The organism is Porphyrobacter sp. THAI-01a (assembly GCF_056868655.1).
Window position 1 is genome coordinate 3,352,409 of the sequence record NZ_CP180579.1, and the last position, 14,268, is coordinate 3,366,676.

The window sequence follows — 14,268 nt, forward strand, 5'->3', positions numbered from 1 at the left end:
GCGCTCGCTGCAATCAAAGTGACGCAATCAGCGCGGCCACCTGGGCGCGGGTTTCCGCGAGGCTGGTGCCGGTGTCGATGACGTGATCGGCGCGTTCGCGCTTCTCGGAATCGTGGAGCTGGAGGCCGAAGATGTGCTCGAATTTCTGCTCCGTCATGCCCGGGCGGGCGAGAACACGGGCGCGCTGGACGGCCTCGGGGGCGGAGACGACCACGATCGTGTCGACCGTAGAATGCCCGCCGCGCTCGAACAGCAGCGGGATGTCGAACACCACCGCGCGCTTGTCGGCGTGCTGTTCGAGGAAGGCGGCGCGCTTCGCGGCGACGGCAGGGTGGACGATCGCCTCGAGCCGCGCGAGCGCGGCCTTGTCGGCAAAGACCTGATGCCCCAGCCGGTCGCGGTCGACGCCCTCGGGGCCGGTCGATCCCGGGAAGGCCTGTTCGATCGCCGGGACGAGCTCGCCGGCCGGCCCCTGCATCGCGCGCACCTCGGCGTCGGCGTCGAACACCGGGATTCCGGCCTCGGCGAACATGGCGGCGACGGTCGATTTGCCCATGCCGATGGAACCGGTGAGGCCGATGATCTTGGGGCGGGTCATGTGGTGAGCAACTCGCGCAGTTCGGCGTCATGTTCCCGCGGAGCGGGCTGGCCGAAGAATCTCTCGAAGGCGACCGCCGCCTGGCCGATCAGCATGGCGAGCCCGTCGATGGTGCGATGCCCCCGCGCGCGGGCGCCTTGCAGGAAGGGCGTGTCGAGCGGGGCCGTGACGATGTCGTAGGCGATGCTCCTCGGCGGGGCATGGCTCCAGTCGAAGGGCAGGGGCGGCTGCCCGGCCATGCCGAGGCTAGAGGCGTTGACCACGAGATCGAGGCAGCCCTCGCGGTCGTCGAAGGCGAAGTCGGTCGGGCCGGCGAAGTGGGCGAGGGGAGGCGTGTGGTGCTCGCCGCCGGGTGCGAGCTCGTCGAGCAGGGCGCGCGCCTTGCCCGGATCGCGCGCCGCGACCACCAGCGTGAAGCCGTGCCCCGCCAACGCGGCGATGATCGCGCGGGCCGCGCCGCCGGTGCCGATGATGCGGGCCATGCGGAAATAGTGGGTCTTGGCGAGTTCGCCCGCCAGCGGCTCGAGGAAGCCCGCCGCGTCGGTATTGGTGCCGGTCATCGCGATGTCGTTGCCATGTCGTACCACGGTGTTCACCGCCCCGATGGAGTCCGCAGGCGGGTCGATGCGGTCGAGCAGCGGCATGATCGCCTGCTTGTGCGGCATGGTGACATTGCACCCGCGCCAGTCGGGATCTTCCCGGCGAGCGGCGAGGTAGGCGGGGAGCTGGTCGGGGATGACGTGGCAGGCGCGGTAGTCGGCCTCGATCCCGAGCTTTCCGAGCCAGAAATTGTGGATTTTCGGGGACTTGGACTGGGCGATGGGATCGCCGATCACCTCGGCATAGGGCTTGGTCACGCGAGCAACACCCCTTCCTCGCGCAGGGCTCCAAGCAAGGGCAGCAGCGGCATCCCGAGGACGGTGAACTGGTCACCCTCGATGCTCTCGAACAGCTGCACTCCCGGCCCCTCGATCCGGAAAGCCCCTACGGTATGGCCGATGGCGGGCCATTCAAGTCTCAGATAATGTTCGATGAATTCCTCGGACAGCGCGCGGACATGCAGGCGTGCGCAGCTGGCATGGCTCCACAGGCACCCCCCATCCTGCACCAGCGCGGCGGCGGAGTGGAGCTCCATCACCTTGCCCGAGAAGAACCGCAGGTGCTCCCCCGCCTCCTCGCGGCTGCGCGGCTTGTCGAAGCGGCGACCGGCGCAGACCACGAGGGAATCCGAGCCGATAACAAGGGCTTGCGGGTGCAGAGCCGCCACCGCCGCGGCCTTGGCCACGCTCAGCGCCTCGGCCACTTCGGCAGGGGAGGCACCCGCGAGGTCCGCCTCCACCGCCCGCTCGTCGATATCGGCGGGAATGCTTTCGTAAGCCACGCCGGCAGCATCAAGCATCGCCCGGCGCGAGGCGGATTTGCTGGCGAGAATCAGGGGGTTAGTCATATCGGCTTGCCTTCGCCGCTCTCGCCCGCCGGCCGCCGGTCGCGCTCCTGCGCGAGCCGGATGATCGCCGCCGCGGTCTCCTCGATCGAGCGGCGGGTGACGTCGATCACCGGCCAGCCATTGTCCCCGAACATCCGCCGCGCGAATTGCAGTTCGGCCTTGACGCGGTCGTTGTCGACATAGGCGGTCTCGGTTGCTTCATTGAGCGATAACAACCGGTTGCGCCTGATTTGAATCAGTCGCTCGGGGCTCGTCGTCAGCCCCACCACCAGCGGATGCCTGAGGCCGAACAGCGCCTTGGGCGGCGGGCTCTCGACCACCAGCGGGATGTTCGCCACCTTGTAGCCGCGGTTGGCGAGATAGATCGAGGTCGGCGTCTTGGACGAGCGCGAGACCCCGACCAGCACGATATCGGCCTGCTCCCATTCCTCGTGGGCGAGGCCATCGTCATGGGCGATGGTGTACTGGATGGCGTCGACGCGCTTGAAATAGGTCTCGTCCATCATGTGCTGGCGGCCCGGGCGGCCATGCGCCTCCTGCCCCAATTGCGCCTCGAGCGCAGCGGTCACCTGGTCGAGCACCGGCACCGCGGGCAGGCCGAGGTGGCGGCAATGCTCCTCGAGCCGCTTTCTCGTTTCGGGGTTCACCAGCGTGTAGAGCACCAGCCCGGGATGCGCGGCGAGATCGGGGACGATCCGGTCGAGATGCTGGAGCGAGCGCACCATTGGCCAGAAATGGCGGTTCACCGTCGGATTGTCGAACTGCGCGAGCGCCGCCTTGGCGATCATCTCCAGCGTCTCGCCGGTCGAATCCGATACAAGATGCAGGTTCAATCGGTTCATGATTCGCCGCTGGCTTGCGCCGCTGGCGGCGCCTGTGGACAGATCGCCGCATAAACCACGGGAGGGGCTGGCGGACAAGCGGGGGAGGGATTTTCCTGCCCGCTCTCGGCTTTTTCGCGCGGCGATTTGCGCACACGGGACAAGTTTTGTCGACAGGCTGGGAAGAGTGGGGATAAAGCTCGCTTGACGTCCAATCCGTGCGGATTCGATGGGGGCTGAATCCACTGGGGCATTTCGGGCAAACCGGGCAGAGGCCGGTAATTCCCGCTTTCCACAGGGCCAACAGACTCCATCATTCCTTTTATAACTTGAATTGATTTGCTCTAAGGAACGCCATGCCCGGTCCGCTTCTCGATACACTCAAAGGTGTCCGCCAGCCTGTCGCCCCCGTGTGGCTCATGCGCCAGGCGGGGCGCTATCTTCCCGAATATCGTGAGCTGCGGGCGGAGAAGGGCGGCTTCCTCGAACTGGTCTACGACAGCGAAGCCGCGGCCGAGATCACGGTGCAACCGATCCGGCGCTTCGGGTTCGACGGGGCGATCCTGTTCTCCGACATCCTGATCGTGCCGCATGCGATGGGGCAGGGGCTGACCTTCGCCGCCGGTGAAGGCCCGCACCTTTCGCCGACGCTGCTCGAGGTCGGGCTGGAGTCCTTTACCCCCGCCTTCGAGCGGTTCGAGCCGGTCTACGAGACCGTGCGCCTGACCCGCCAACAGATCGGGCCGGCGGTGACCATGCTGGGCTTTGCGGGGAGCCCCTGGACGGTCGCGACCTACATGATCGCGGGCGAGGGCTCCAAAGACCAGGGGCCGGCGCGCCTCCTCGCCTATCGCGATCCGGCGCATCTCCAGGCGATCATCGATGCGATCGTGGACGTGTCCGTCACCTATCTGCGCGGCCAGATCGATGCGGGCGCGGAAGCCGTGCAGCTGTTCGACAGCTGGGCCGGAAGCCTCGCCCCCGACCAGTTCGAGAAGTGGGTGATCGCGCCCAACGCGGCGATCACCGCGAAGCTCAAGGAGAGCCATCCGGATACCCCCGTGATCGGCTTTCCCAAGGGTGCGGGCGCGAAACTGCCCGCCTATGCGCGCGAGACGGGGGTCGACGCCGTGGGTCTCGACGAGACGCTCGATCCCGCCTGGGCCCATGCCAGCCTTCCTGCCGGGATGCCGGTGCAGGGCAATCTCGACCCGCTGCTGGTCGAGGCCGGCGGTCCGGCGCTGCCCGAGCGTGTGCGCACGATCATCGCCGCCTTCGAGGATCGTCCGCATGTCTTCAATCTCGGCCACGGGATCGGCCAGTTCACGCCGATCCAGCATGTCGAGGATCTTCTCGCGGCGCTGAGGGGCTGAGCCGATGCAGGAACTGCTCTCTTCGATCTACCTGTTCCTCAAGTCGGGGCACGTGATCTTCATGGTGTTCTGGCTGGCGGGCCTGTTCATGCTGCCGCGCCAGTGCATCTACATGCTCGATCACGCGCCGGGCTCGCCGGGCGAGGCCAAGTGGGCGACCCGGATGGGCAAGCTGCGCAGCATCATCCTGACGCCGAGCCTCATCATCGTCTGGGTGCTGGGGCTGAGCATGGCATGGTCGGGCGGCTGGTTCAGCGAGGGCTGGCTCCACGCCAAGCTGACGCTGGTGCTGGCGATGACCGGCTATCACGGCTGGCTTGTGGCCCAGACGAAGAAGATGGCACGGGGCGAGCGGCCGCTTTCGGAAAAGCAGCTCCGCATGATCGGCGAGGTGCCCGGCCTGCTGCTGGTGCTGATCGTGGTGCTAGTCTACCTCAAGCCCTTCTGAGCCCGCCACCGCGGCGCAATCGCCGATTGACCTCGGAGGCGCGCGCTCCTATTTCCCGATCACCCATCCGGTAACCGGAGCGCCAATCCGCTCCGCCAAGGTCTGCTTTCTCCAAGCCCAGCCCCTTTCCAGTCCGGGGCGCCGCCTTCCACCGGCGGTACTGACCAGCCGGCCACCCCAAGACTTTCGGAATACAGACAAAATGCATTTGAAGGACCTCAAGCGAAAGACCCCGGCCGAACTGGTCGCGATGGCGGAAGAACTCGGCGTCGAGGGCGCCTCGACCATGCGCCGGCAGGATCTGCTCTTCTCGATCCTGCGCGAACTCGCCGAGGACGAGGAATACGAAGAGAAGATCATGGGCATCGGCACCATCGAGGTGCTGCAGGACGGCTTCGGCTTCCTGCGCAGCCCCGAGGCGAACTATCTCGCCGGGCCGGACGACATCTATGTCTCGCCCAACCAGGTCCGCCGCTGGGGCCTGCGCACCGGGGACACGGTGGAAGGCGAGATCCGCGCGCCGCGCGATGGCGAGCGTTACTTTGCGCTGACCAGCCTTGCCAAGGTGAACTTCGACGATCCCGATGCGGTGCGCCTGCGCACCAATTTCGACAACCTGACCCCGCTCTATCCGGACCAGAAGCTCAATCTCGACACGCTCGATCCGACCGTGAAGGACAAGAGCGCGCGGGTGATCGACATCATCGCGCCGCAGGGCAAGGGCCAGCGCGCGCTGATCGTCGCCCCGCCGCGCACGGGTAAGACGGTGCTGCTCCAGAACATCGCCAAGGCGATCACCGACAATCACCCCGAGGTGTTCCTGATCGTCCTGCTGGTCGATGAACGCCCCGAGGAAGTCACCGACATGCAGCGCAGCGTGAAGGGCGAGGTGATCTCCTCGACCTTTGACGAGCCTGCCAACCGCCACGTCCAGGTCGCCGAAATGGTGATCGAGAAGGCCAAGCGCCTCGTCGAGCACAAGCATGACGTGGTCATCCTGCTCGACTCGATCACCCGCCTCGGCCGCGCCTACAACACCGTGGTGCCCTCCTCCGGCAAGGTGCTGACCGGCGGTGTCGACGCCAACGCCCTCCAGCGCCCCAAGCGCTTCTTCGGCGCGGCGCGCAACATCGAGGAAGGCGGTTCGCTTTCGATCATCGCCACCGCGCTGATCGACACCGGCAGCCGCATGGACGAAGTCATCTTCGAGGAGTTCAAGGGCACCGGCAACTCGGAAATCGTGCTCGACCGCAAGGTTTCCGACAAGCGCATCTTCCCGGCGCTCGATGTCGGCAAGTCCGGCACCCGCAAGGAGGAGCTGCTTGTCCAGAAGGACAACCTCTCCAAGATGTGGGTCCTGCGCCGCATCCTGATGCAGATGGGCACCGTAGATGCGATGGAATTCCTGCTCGACAAGATGAAGGATTCCAAGACCAACGAGGATTTCTTCGCTACGATGAATCAATAGTTTGTCCGCTGCCCGGGCCAAGGGGTCGGCCCGGCGGACGGATCTTCAGGGACGGGGAAAGACGTTCGTGCTCAGCCAGTATCTCTACATCAGCACCGCGCCGACCCTGCCGCGCGAGGAAGTCGACGCGATCCTCGCCGCGAGCGCGCGCAACAATCCGGCGCGGGGCATCACCGGGCTGCTGCTGTTCAACGGCCGCAACTTCCTCCAGCTGCTCGAGGGCGAGGACAGCGAGGTCGCGGCGCTGATGGAGACGATCACCGCCGATCCGCGGCACAGCGGCGTCTCGGTGCTCGACCGCCGCGGGATCGGCGAGCGCGCGTGCCCGGACTGGGCGATGAAGCGGGTGATGATCGCCGAGAGCATCGATGCCCGGCGCGACATGCTCGAGCGCGATCTGCCCGAAGGGCTCGACCCTGAGGTGCACAAGATGATCGTCAATTTCGCGGTGCTGAACTAGCCCCTCAGGGGTAATCCCTTAGGTCGCGACAATCCGCTGGCAGGCGCGATGAGATAGACGCCTATCCCGAACATCACGGGAGATCGCGTCATGCGGCGCATCATCTACACCAGCATCGCGGCGCCCGACCTCGATCGGGCTGCGATGTTCCACCTGCTGCATCAGGCGCGGGGTGCCAATCAGGCGCGCCGGCTTACCGGCGTGCTGCTGCGTGCAGACCGGAGGCTGCTCCAGGTTCTCGAAGGGCCGACATGGAAGCTGCTTGCCGTGTTCGAAAGCATCCGCCGGGATGTGCGCCACAGCGATGTCGCGGTGATCGAGGAACGCTCGATTGCCGAGCCGACCTTTCCCGGCTGGCCGATGCGATATTTCGACGATCGGAAGATCGGGGATGCCATGGCCTTCTTCGAAGCGCGCGGCGAGGGCGCGGTGTCGGCAGAGGTGGAGGAGGTGGTGCGCGACTTCTTCTTGGAGGCCTTCGCCGCCAGCGCCGCGCAAGTCATCCCTTCGCGGCCGCGAGCTGTGCCCCCATCATCTCCCAGACCTTGTTGATGGCCTTCAACGGCCTCACCATCACTTTGAAATCTCTGATCTTTCCATCCTCGTTGAAGCGGATGATATCGACCCCGTTGATGGTGATCCCGTCGAGTTCGGTGACGAATTCGAGCATCATCTCGTCCCCGTCGACGAGCTCGCGGACATAGCGGAAGGCGTCATTCCCCAGCACGTGGCTGGCAGCGACGAGATAGGCCATGACCACCGGCTTGCCGGCCTGCGGCGTGTGGACGACAGGGGAATGGAACACCGCATCCTCGGCAAGCAGATCGGCGAGGACGGCGGGATCGCTCCCGCCCTCCATATAGGCGTGCCAGCGGGCGAGGCCCTGGTGCGCTGCCCCGCCGCTCATCCGAGGTGTTCCGCGAAGAAGGCGGCGGTGCGGCTGTCGGCGAGGTTCGCGGCTTCCTCGTTGCGGCGCTTGCCGTGTTCGGTGGCAAAGCCGTGGTCGAGGCCCTCGTAGTCGTGGAGCGTCACCTTGGGGTGATCGTCGAGGCCCGCGTGCATCGCCTCCTGTGTTTCACGTGGAACAAAGCCGTCGGCCGTGGGGATGTGGAGCATCAGCGGGTGGGCGAGGGCGTGCTTCTCGTGCAGCAGTCCGTCGATCCCGACGCCGTAGTAGCCCACGCTCGCGTCGATGTCGGTGCGTGCCGCGGTCATGTAAGCGAGCCGCCCGCCGAGGCAGTAGCCGACGCAGCCGACCTTCGCGACACCGAGCGTGCGGCGGATGTGGTGGATGGTCGCTTCGATGTCGCGGATGCCCGCATCCTGGTCGAACTCCCCGAACAGGCCGAGCGCGCGCTGGAATTCCGGTTCAACGTCCGGATCGAGCTCGATCCCCGGCTCGAGGCGCCAGAACAGGTCGGGCGCCACCGCGAGGTAGCCTTCGGCGGCAAGCTTGTCGCACTTCTGGCGGATGCCGGGGTTCACCCCGAAGATCTCCTGGATGACGATGATCGCGCCCCGCGGCGTGCCTTCGGGCCGCGCCACATAGGCGCCAAAGCTGGCGTCCCCTTCGAGGGTCGGGATGGTTTCGTTGAGGCTCATGGGGTCTCTCTCCTGCAGGGTGTCCCGAAGGTCTATCTCTTGCCTTGCGCGCGTGCCAAGCCCAAATGAAGGACGCACGACGAGAGGAGGGGATGCCCCATGAAGATCACCATCGAAATCGACTGCACCCCGGAAGAGGCGCGCAGCTTCATGGGCCTGCCCGATGTGAGCCCGGCTAACAATGTCTATGTCGAGAACCTCGCCAAGGCGATGCAGGGCGTCTCCAACCCCGACCAGCTCCAGCAATATGCCAGCGCGCTGGCGCCGATGGGGCAGGTGGGGCTTAAGCTGTTCCAGAGCTTCGTCGAAAGCGGGATGAAAGCCGCCTCGGGTTCCTCGGGATCGAAGACCTCCTCCTCCGACTGACACCGTGAGCGACGCGCCGACGATCTTCGCGCTTTCGAGCGGCGCGCCGCCGGCGGGCGTGGGGGTGATCCGCGTCTCCGGTCCCCAGGCGCGGACAGCGCTGGAGGTGCTTGCCGGGCGGGTGCCAACGCCGCGCCGCGCCTCTCTCGCCCGTTTGCGTGATGCCGAGGGCGCGCCGCTCGACGAGGCGCTGGTGCTGTGGTTTCCCGGTCCGGCGACCGCGACCGGCGAGGATCTGGCCGAGTTCCACTGCCATGGGGGCCGCGCCGTCATTGCAGCGGTGGAGCGGGCGCTCGCTTCGCTTCGCGGGGTGCGTCGTGCGGAGCCGGGGGAGTTCACCCGGCGCGCCTTCGCCAATGGCCGGATCGATCTCGCCGAGGCAGAGGGATTGGGCGATCTGCTTTCCGCCGAAACCGAACTTCAGCGCGCGGCCGCACTGGCCAATGCGGGCGGGGCGCTCTCGCGTCAGGTCGAAAGCTGGCGTGAGAAGGTGCTCGACCTGTCTGCCGAGGTCGAGGGCGTGCTCGATTTCTCCGACGAGGAGGATGCCGCCGATCTTCCCGAATGTTTCACGTGGAACATTGCCGCGCTGGCCGGGGAGCTGGCCGCATGGCTCGCCCGCCCGCGTTCCGAGCGGTTGGGGGAGGGCTACCGCGTGGTGCTCGCCGGGCCTCCCAATGCAGGCAAGTCCACGCTGTTCAATGCACTGGTCGAGAGCGAGGCGGCGATCACCTCGCCGATCGCCGGCACCACGCGCGACGTGATCGAGCGGAGCGTGGCGATTGCCGGGGTGCCCTTCACTTTCGTCGACACGGCGGGCCTGCGTGATGGGGCCGAGGCGGACGCGATCGAAGCCATCGGCATCGCCCGCGCCGAGGCCGAGCTGGCGCGCGCCGATACGGTCCTGTGGCTGGGCCCCGAAGGTGCGGGACCGCAGGACGCATGGGAGATTGCGGCGCAGTCCGACCGCGAGGGCTTTTCCAGCAAGCAGGGCGGCCGCTTCACTCTCTCGGCCAGAACGGGCGAGGGCGTGGCGGCGCTCAAGACGGCATTGGTGGAAGCGGCACGAGATGCCTTGCCCAAGCCCGGTGAGGCGGCCCTCAACGCCCGCCAGCACGCGCGGCTCGCCGAAGCCGCCGAGGCGCTGGAAGCCGCGGCGCGCCTGTCGGACCCCCTGCTCGTGGCGGAGGAACTGCGCCGCGCCCGCCTCGCGTTCGACCGCCTGATAGGGCAGGCGACGACCGAGGACATGCTCGACACGCTGTTCGGACGTTTCTGCATCGGGAAGTGAGCCCGCAGTCCAATGTTTCACGTGAAACATTGCGGGCACCTCCGCTCACCAAATCCGCTTTGACGATCCGCGCCCCGCGCCCTATCTGCGCCCCATGCAAAGCTTCGACGTCCTTGTCATCGGCGGCGGTCACGCCGGGGTGGAGGCTGCCTGCGCGGCGGCTCGCATGGGCGCGCGCACGGCGCTGGTGAGCTTCGATCTCTCGGCCATCGGCGCAATGAGCTGCAATCCTGCGATCGGGGGCCTCGGCAAGGGACATCTGGTGCGCGAGGTCGATGCGCTCGACGGCGTGATCGGCCGGGCGGCGGATGCGGGGGCGATCCATTACCGGATGCTCAACCGCTCCAAGGGCAGCGCGGTTTGGGGTCCGCGGGTTCAGGCCGACAGGGTGCGCTTCAAGGCGGCGGTGCAGGCGACGGTAACGGCGCAGGCGGGGCTCACGTTGGTCCAGGGGGAGGCCGCGGCGCTGGTGCTGAAGAGCGGGGCAGTCGCCGGACTCGAACTCGCCGACGGCACCACTCTTGAAGCGCAGCGCGTGGTGCTCTGCACCGGCACCTTCCTCGGCGGAATCCTGTTCCGGGGCGAGGAGCGGTTCGAGGGCGGGCGCATCGGCGAGAACGCCGCGCACCGTTTGGCGCAGCAGCTGCGCGGCGCCGAGCTGCCGATGGCGCGGCTCAAGACCGGGACGCCGCCGCGGCTCGACGGGCGAACCATCGACTGGGCGGTGCTAGAGGAGCAGCCCTCGGACGGCGAGGCGTGGACCATGTCCCCGCTCACCCCGTCCCGCATCAACCCGCAGGTGTTCTGCGCCATCACCCGCACCACGCAGGCAGGGCACGACGCGATCCGCGCCAATCTCCACCGCTCGCCGCTGTTCTCGGGCGCGATTGCGGCGGCCGGGCCGCGCTATTGCCCTTCGATCGAGGACAAGATCCACCGCTTCGGCGATCGCGAGGGACATCAGGTGTTCCTCGAACCCGAGGGGCTGGACACGCACCTCGTCTATCCCAACGGGATCAGCACCTCCCTGCCGGTCGATGTGCAGGAGGAGGTGGTCCGCACCATGCCGGGCTGCGGCCGCGCGGTGATCGTGCAGCCGGGCTACGCGGTCGAGTATGACCACATCGATCCGCGCGCGCTCACGCCCGACTTGCAAGTCCGCGCGATCCCAGGGCTCTATTGCGCCGGTCAGATCAACGGGACGACCGGTTACGAGGAAGCCGCAGCGCAGGGCCTTGTCGCGGGGCTCGAGGCGGCCGCGGCGGCGCTCGGCAAGCAGGCACCCCGGCTCGACCGGGCCAATTCCTATATCGCGGTGATGGTCGACGACCTGACCTTGCAGGGCGTGACCGAGCCCTACCGGATGCTCACGGCGCGCGCCGAATACCGCCTCCGGCTGCGGGCGAACAATGCGGCGACCCGCCTCACGGGCCTGGGAATCGAGGCCGGCTGTGTCGGTGCGGAGCGCCGCACCTGGTGGGAACGGCGCGAGGAGCTGCGGGCAGTGTTTCACGTGAAACATTCCGAGCGCATCCACGCCCGCGCGCTTGCCGATCTGGGCCTTCCGGTGCGGCGCGATCATGGGGAGAAGACCATTGCCGAGTGGCTGCGTTACGATGGTGTCACGCCCGAGGCACTCGCACCGTGGCTCGCCGATACGACCGCGCTCGATCCGCTGCTCGCCGAGGAGATGGCGGAGGATGCCGCCTATGCACCCTATCTCGCCCGGCAGGATGCCGAACTGCGGGACCTGCGGGCGAGCGAGGCGCTGCCGCTCCCGGCGGACTTCCCCTATGGCGAGGTGCCGGGGCTTTCGACCGAGATGGTCGAACGACTCACCCGGGCCGCCCCCGGCACGCTGGCGGCGGCAGGCCGGGTCCCCGGGGTGACGCCGGCGGCGCTCTCCGCCTTGCTCGTCCATGCCCGGCGCAGGCTGGCGGCATGATCACCAACGAAGCCGAGGCCCGCGCCTATGTGGCGGGGCTGACCGACGCGGCGGGCATGGCGCGGCTCGAGACCTTCGCCGCGCTCGTGCTGGAGGAGAACCAGCGGCAGAACCTCGTTGCCAAGGCAACGGAGCCGCAGCTGTGGCAGCGCCATTTGGCGGATTCGGCTCAGCTGCTGGAAAATGTTTCACGTGAAACATTGGGCGCTAATGGGGGCGGGCCCTGGCTCGACCTCGGGAGCGGGCCGGGCTTCCCTGGTCTGGTGATTGCCGCGCTGTGCCCGAACATGCCGGTGGTCCTGGTCGAATCCCGCGCGCGGCGGGTCGAGTTCCTGAACCGCGCCATCGCTGCGCTCGATCTGCGGAAGTGCCGGGTCGAAGGCCAGCGTCTCGAGCGCGTGACGCCGTTTGAGGCCCGCGCCATTTCGGCACGCGCCTTCGCTCCACTCACCAGACTTCTCGACCTATCCGCACCCTTCTCCACAAGGCGGACCGTCTACGTGTTGCCCAAGGGGCGCTCGGCGGCGCAGGAGTTGGAGACACTGAAGCCTTCGATTCGGGCAATGTTTCACGTGAAACATTCCTTGACCGATCCCGAGGCCGGGATCATCGTGAAGGCCTGACACGCGAAACACGCGCCAGTTCACCTTGAATCGGCGTGCGGGAAGGACGGGACACGCCATGCTGACCATCGCGATCGCCAACCAGAAGGGCGGGGTGGGCAAGACCACCACCGCGATCAACATCGCCACGGCCATGGCCGCGACGGGGTGGCGCACGCTGCTGATCGACCTCGATCCGCAGGGCAATGCCTCGACCGGTCTGGGGGTGCATTCCGCGTCACGCGACGTTTCCAGCTATGATCTGCTGGTCGACGAGGTTCCGCTCGCCAGCGCGATCCTGCCGACCGCGATCCCGCGCCTCGACATCATTCCCGCAACCGTCGACCTGTCCGGTGCGGAGGTCGAGCTTGTGGCGGTCGAAGGGCGCACCCACCGGCTGGACAAGGCGCTGGCCGCACATACCGGCCACGACATCTGCTTCATCGATTGCCCGCCGTCGCTCGGCCTGCTGACGCTGAACGCATTGTGTGCGGCCGATACGCTGCTGGTGCCGCTGCAATGCGAGTTCTTCGCGCTCGAGGGGCTTTCGCAGCTGCTCCAGACGGTCGACCAGGTGCAGCAGCGGTTCAATCCCGATCTGGGGATCATCGGCGTGGCGTTGACCATGTATGACCGCCGCAACCGGCTGACAGACCAGGTGTCGGACGATGTGCGCGACTGCCTCGGCAATCTCGTGTTCGAGACGGTCATCCCGCGCAACGTCCGCCTTTCCGAGGCACCGAGCCACGGGCTCCCGGCGCTGATCTACGATCAGCACTGCACCGGCAGCCGCGCCTACATGTCGCTGGCGCGCGAGCTGATCGGGCGATTTCCCGCAGAAAGACAGGCCGCATGACTGAAGATACCGCGCAAACCGCTGAAATGGCCGCCAATCTCCGTGCGTCTGCGGACAAGCCGCGGCGGCTGGGCAAGGGGCTCGGGGCGCTGCTCGGGGAGACGCGGCGCGAGGAGCCGCTGGTGCGCCGCGAGGATGCGCCGGCCGAGGCACCTGCCGCAGGATCCTCGCCGCTGCGGATGCTGGCGATCGCGAGCATCAAGCCGCTGCCCGGCAACCCCCGCAAGCATTTCGACGAGGGCGCGCTCGACGAACTCGCGGCCTCGATTGCGACGCGGGGCGTGATCCAGCCGATCATCGTCCGCCCGCACCCGGGCGGCGAGGGCTTCCAGCTGGTCGCCGGCGAACGCCGCTGGCGCGCGGCGCAGAAGGCGCGGCTGCACGAGATTCCGGCGCTGGTGCGCAACCTTTCCGAGCGCGAGGTCATGGCCCTCGCTCTGATCGAGAACCTGCAGCGCGAGGACTTGAACCCGGTCGAGGAAGCGCGCGCCTATCACCGCCTCTCGGAAGACGAGGGCATGATCCAGGTCGACATCGCCAAGATGGTCGAAAAGTCGCGCAGCCATGTCGCCAACATGATGCGGCTGGTGACGCTGCCCGATCCGGTGCTCGACCTGATCCAGGAGGGCAAGCTGTCGATTGGCCACGCCCGCGCGCTGATCGGGCGGGACGATGCGCTCCACCTCGCCGAGCTTGCCGTTGCCGAAGGGCTTTCGGTGCGCGACATCGAGACGCTCACGAAGAAGCCGCGCGCGCGGCCCGAGCCGGCTCAGCCTGCCTATCAAACCTCTGAAAACGCGGATATTCTCGCGGTCCAGCAGCATCTCGAGGAGTTCCTCGGGCTGAGCGTGCGGATCAAGCCCGAGGTCGATCCGCGCAAGGGGACGATCACCATCCGCTACACCACGCTCGACCAGCTCGATCTGGTCTGCCAGCGCCTCACCGGCGGCGAGATCTGAGCGGGGCCAGGTGGGGATGAGCCGTGCTTTTT

17 protein-coding genes are annotated in these 14,268 nt (G+C 67.2%); 11 read left to right on the forward strand and 6 right to left on the reverse strand.

The window, feature by feature from the left end; translation table 11 throughout:
• Window positions 1-13: 13 nt before the first annotated feature.
• Genes coaE through ACMX37_RS16300 form a run of 4 tightly spaced genes read right to left on the reverse strand, consistent with a single transcriptional unit; the run spans window position 14 to window position 2,887 of the window.
• Window positions 14-598: a dephospho-CoA kinase gene (gene coaE / locus ACMX37_RS16285; RefSeq protein WP_483146921.1), complete on the reverse strand. Its 585-nt coding sequence runs from the start codon at window positions 596-598 to the stop codon at window positions 14-16.
• A complete protein-coding gene (locus ACMX37_RS16290) occupies window positions 595-1,455 on the reverse strand; it encodes a shikimate dehydrogenase family protein (protein WP_483146922.1) in 861 nt (286 codons plus the stop codon). Before ACMX37_RS16290 ends, coaE begins: the two co-directional genes overlap by 4 nt.
• Window positions 1,452-2,045, reverse strand: coding sequence for a Maf family nucleotide pyrophosphatase (locus tag ACMX37_RS16295; RefSeq protein ID WP_483146923.1), 594 nt, complete (start codon window positions 2,043-2,045; stop codon window positions 1,452-1,454). Before ACMX37_RS16295 ends, ACMX37_RS16290 begins: the two co-directional genes overlap by 4 nt.
• Window positions 2,042-2,887: a pyruvate, water dikinase regulatory protein gene (locus ACMX37_RS16300; protein WP_483146924.1), complete on the reverse strand. Its 846-nt coding sequence runs from the start codon at window positions 2,885-2,887 to the stop codon at window positions 2,042-2,044. The genes ACMX37_RS16295 and ACMX37_RS16300 overlap by 4 nt, the downstream gene beginning before the upstream one ends.
• A 335-nt stretch (window positions 2,888-3,222) precedes the next feature.
• On the opposite strand from ACMX37_RS16300, the gene hemE reads away from it, so the two are divergent.
• The 5 genes from hemE (at window position 3,223) to ACMX37_RS16325 (ending at window position 7,167) form a co-directional block, all read left to right on the forward strand.
• Window positions 3,223-4,239 (forward strand): uroporphyrinogen decarboxylase, encoded by a 1,017-nt coding sequence (gene hemE / locus ACMX37_RS16305; protein WP_483146925.1) that lies wholly within the window; start codon window positions 3,223-3,225, stop codon window positions 4,237-4,239.
• Between the two features lie 4 nt (window positions 4,240-4,243).
• Window positions 4,244-4,687: a CopD family protein gene (locus ACMX37_RS16310; RefSeq protein ID WP_483146926.1), complete on the forward strand. Its 444-nt coding sequence runs from the start codon at window positions 4,244-4,246 to the stop codon at window positions 4,685-4,687.
• A gap of 202 nt (window positions 4,688-4,889) precedes the next feature.
• Window positions 4,890-6,155, forward strand: a complete 1,266-nt coding sequence (gene rho, locus ACMX37_RS16315; protein ID WP_088912869.1) for a transcription termination factor Rho — start codon at window positions 4,890-4,892, stop codon at window positions 6,153-6,155.
• Window positions 6,156-6,222: 67 nt separating this feature from the next.
• Window positions 6,223-6,615, forward strand: coding sequence for a BLUF domain-containing protein (locus ACMX37_RS16320; protein ID WP_483146927.1), 393 nt, complete (start codon window positions 6,223-6,225; stop codon window positions 6,613-6,615).
• Between the two features lie 90 nt (window positions 6,616-6,705).
• The gene (locus ACMX37_RS16325) at window positions 6,706-7,167 is read left to right on the forward strand and encodes a BLUF domain-containing protein (RefSeq protein WP_483146928.1); all 462 of its coding nucleotides are present in this window, start codon (window positions 6,706-6,708) and stop codon (window positions 7,165-7,167) included.
• On the opposite strand, the gene ACMX37_RS16330 is transcribed toward ACMX37_RS16325, so the two are convergent.
• Window positions 7,115-7,522, reverse strand: coding sequence for a nuclear transport factor 2 family protein (locus ACMX37_RS16330; RefSeq protein WP_483146929.1), 408 nt, complete (start codon window positions 7,520-7,522; stop codon window positions 7,115-7,117). The two genes, ACMX37_RS16325 and ACMX37_RS16330, sit on opposite strands and share 53 nt — an antisense overlap.
• The gene (locus tag ACMX37_RS16335; RefSeq protein ID WP_483146930.1) at window positions 7,519-8,217 is read right to left on the reverse strand and encodes a dienelactone hydrolase family protein; all 699 of its coding nucleotides are present in this window, start codon (window positions 8,215-8,217) and stop codon (window positions 7,519-7,521) included. The genes ACMX37_RS16330 and ACMX37_RS16335 overlap by 4 nt, the downstream gene beginning before the upstream one ends.
• A 99-nt stretch (window positions 8,218-8,316) precedes the next feature.
• Between ACMX37_RS16335 and ACMX37_RS16340 the strand changes: the two genes are divergently transcribed.
• The 6 genes from ACMX37_RS16340 (at window position 8,317) to ACMX37_RS16365 (ending at window position 14,236) form a co-directional block, all read left to right on the forward strand.
• Window positions 8,317-8,583, forward strand: a complete 267-nt coding sequence (locus ACMX37_RS16340; RefSeq protein ID WP_483146931.1) for a DUF6489 family protein — start codon at window positions 8,317-8,319, stop codon at window positions 8,581-8,583.
• A gap of 4 nt (window positions 8,584-8,587) precedes the next feature.
• The gene (gene mnmE / locus ACMX37_RS16345; RefSeq protein WP_483146932.1) at window positions 8,588-9,874 is read left to right on the forward strand and encodes a tRNA uridine-5-carboxymethylaminomethyl(34) synthesis GTPase MnmE; all 1,287 of its coding nucleotides are present in this window, start codon (window positions 8,588-8,590) and stop codon (window positions 9,872-9,874) included.
• Window positions 9,875-9,968: 94 nt separating this feature from the next.
• On the forward strand, window positions 9,969-11,819 hold the full coding sequence (gene mnmG / locus ACMX37_RS16350; protein ID WP_483146933.1) for a tRNA uridine-5-carboxymethylaminomethyl(34) synthesis enzyme MnmG: 1,851 nt from the start codon (window positions 9,969-9,971) through the stop codon (window positions 11,817-11,819).
• Window positions 11,816-12,442: a 16S rRNA (guanine(527)-N(7))-methyltransferase RsmG gene (gene rsmG, locus ACMX37_RS16355; RefSeq protein ID WP_483146934.1), complete on the forward strand. Its 627-nt coding sequence runs from the start codon at window positions 11,816-11,818 to the stop codon at window positions 12,440-12,442. The genes mnmG and rsmG overlap by 4 nt, the downstream gene beginning before the upstream one ends.
• A 58-nt stretch (window positions 12,443-12,500) precedes the next feature.
• A complete protein-coding gene (locus ACMX37_RS16360; RefSeq protein ID WP_483146935.1) occupies window positions 12,501-13,277 on the forward strand; it encodes a ParA family protein in 777 nt (258 codons plus the stop codon).
• On the forward strand, window positions 13,274-14,236 hold the full coding sequence (locus ACMX37_RS16365; protein WP_483146936.1) for a ParB/RepB/Spo0J family partition protein: 963 nt from the start codon (window positions 13,274-13,276) through the stop codon (window positions 14,234-14,236). The genes ACMX37_RS16360 and ACMX37_RS16365 overlap by 4 nt, the downstream gene beginning before the upstream one ends.
• Window positions 14,237-14,268 lie beyond the last annotated feature (32 nt).

Coding starts and splice junctions, on each gene's coding strand:
- hemE (WP_483146925.1), top strand. CDS start 3,223: ATGCCCGGTCCGCTTCTCGATACACTCAAAGGTGTCCGCCAGCCTGTC.
- ACMX37_RS16330 (WP_483146929.1), bottom strand. CDS start 7,522: ATGAGCGGCGGGGCAGCGCACCAGGGCCTCGCCCGCTGGCACGCCTAT.
- mnmG (WP_483146933.1), top strand. CDS start 9,969: ATGCAAAGCTTCGACGTCCTTGTCATCGGCGGCGGTCACGCCGGGGTG.
- ACMX37_RS16295 (WP_483146923.1), bottom strand. CDS start 2,045: ATGACTAACCCCCTGATTCTCGCCAGCAAATCCGCCTCGCGCCGGGCG.
- ACMX37_RS16340 (WP_483146931.1), top strand. CDS start 8,317: ATGAAGATCACCATCGAAATCGACTGCACCCCGGAAGAGGCGCGCAGC.
- coaE (WP_483146921.1), bottom strand. CDS start 598: ATGACCCGCCCCAAGATCATCGGCCTCACCGGTTCCATCGGCATGGGC.
- ACMX37_RS16310 (WP_483146926.1), top strand. CDS start 4,244: ATGCAGGAACTGCTCTCTTCGATCTACCTGTTCCTCAAGTCGGGGCAC.
- ACMX37_RS16365 (WP_483146936.1), top strand. CDS start 13,274: ATGACTGAAGATACCGCGCAAACCGCTGAAATGGCCGCCAATCTCCGT.
- ACMX37_RS16360 (WP_483146935.1), top strand. CDS start 12,501: ATGCTGACCATCGCGATCGCCAACCAGAAGGGCGGGGTGGGCAAGACC.
- ACMX37_RS16335 (WP_483146930.1), bottom strand. CDS start 8,217: ATGAGCCTCAACGAAACCATCCCGACCCTCGAAGGGGACGCCAGCTTT.
- rsmG (WP_483146934.1), top strand. CDS start 11,816: ATGATCACCAACGAAGCCGAGGCCCGCGCCTATGTGGCGGGGCTGACC.
- ACMX37_RS16300 (WP_483146924.1), bottom strand. CDS start 2,887: ATGAACCGATTGAACCTGCATCTTGTATCGGATTCGACCGGCGAGACG.
- rho (WP_088912869.1), top strand. CDS start 4,890: ATGCATTTGAAGGACCTCAAGCGAAAGACCCCGGCCGAACTGGTCGCG.
- ACMX37_RS16325 (WP_483146928.1), top strand. CDS start 6,706: ATGCGGCGCATCATCTACACCAGCATCGCGGCGCCCGACCTCGATCGG.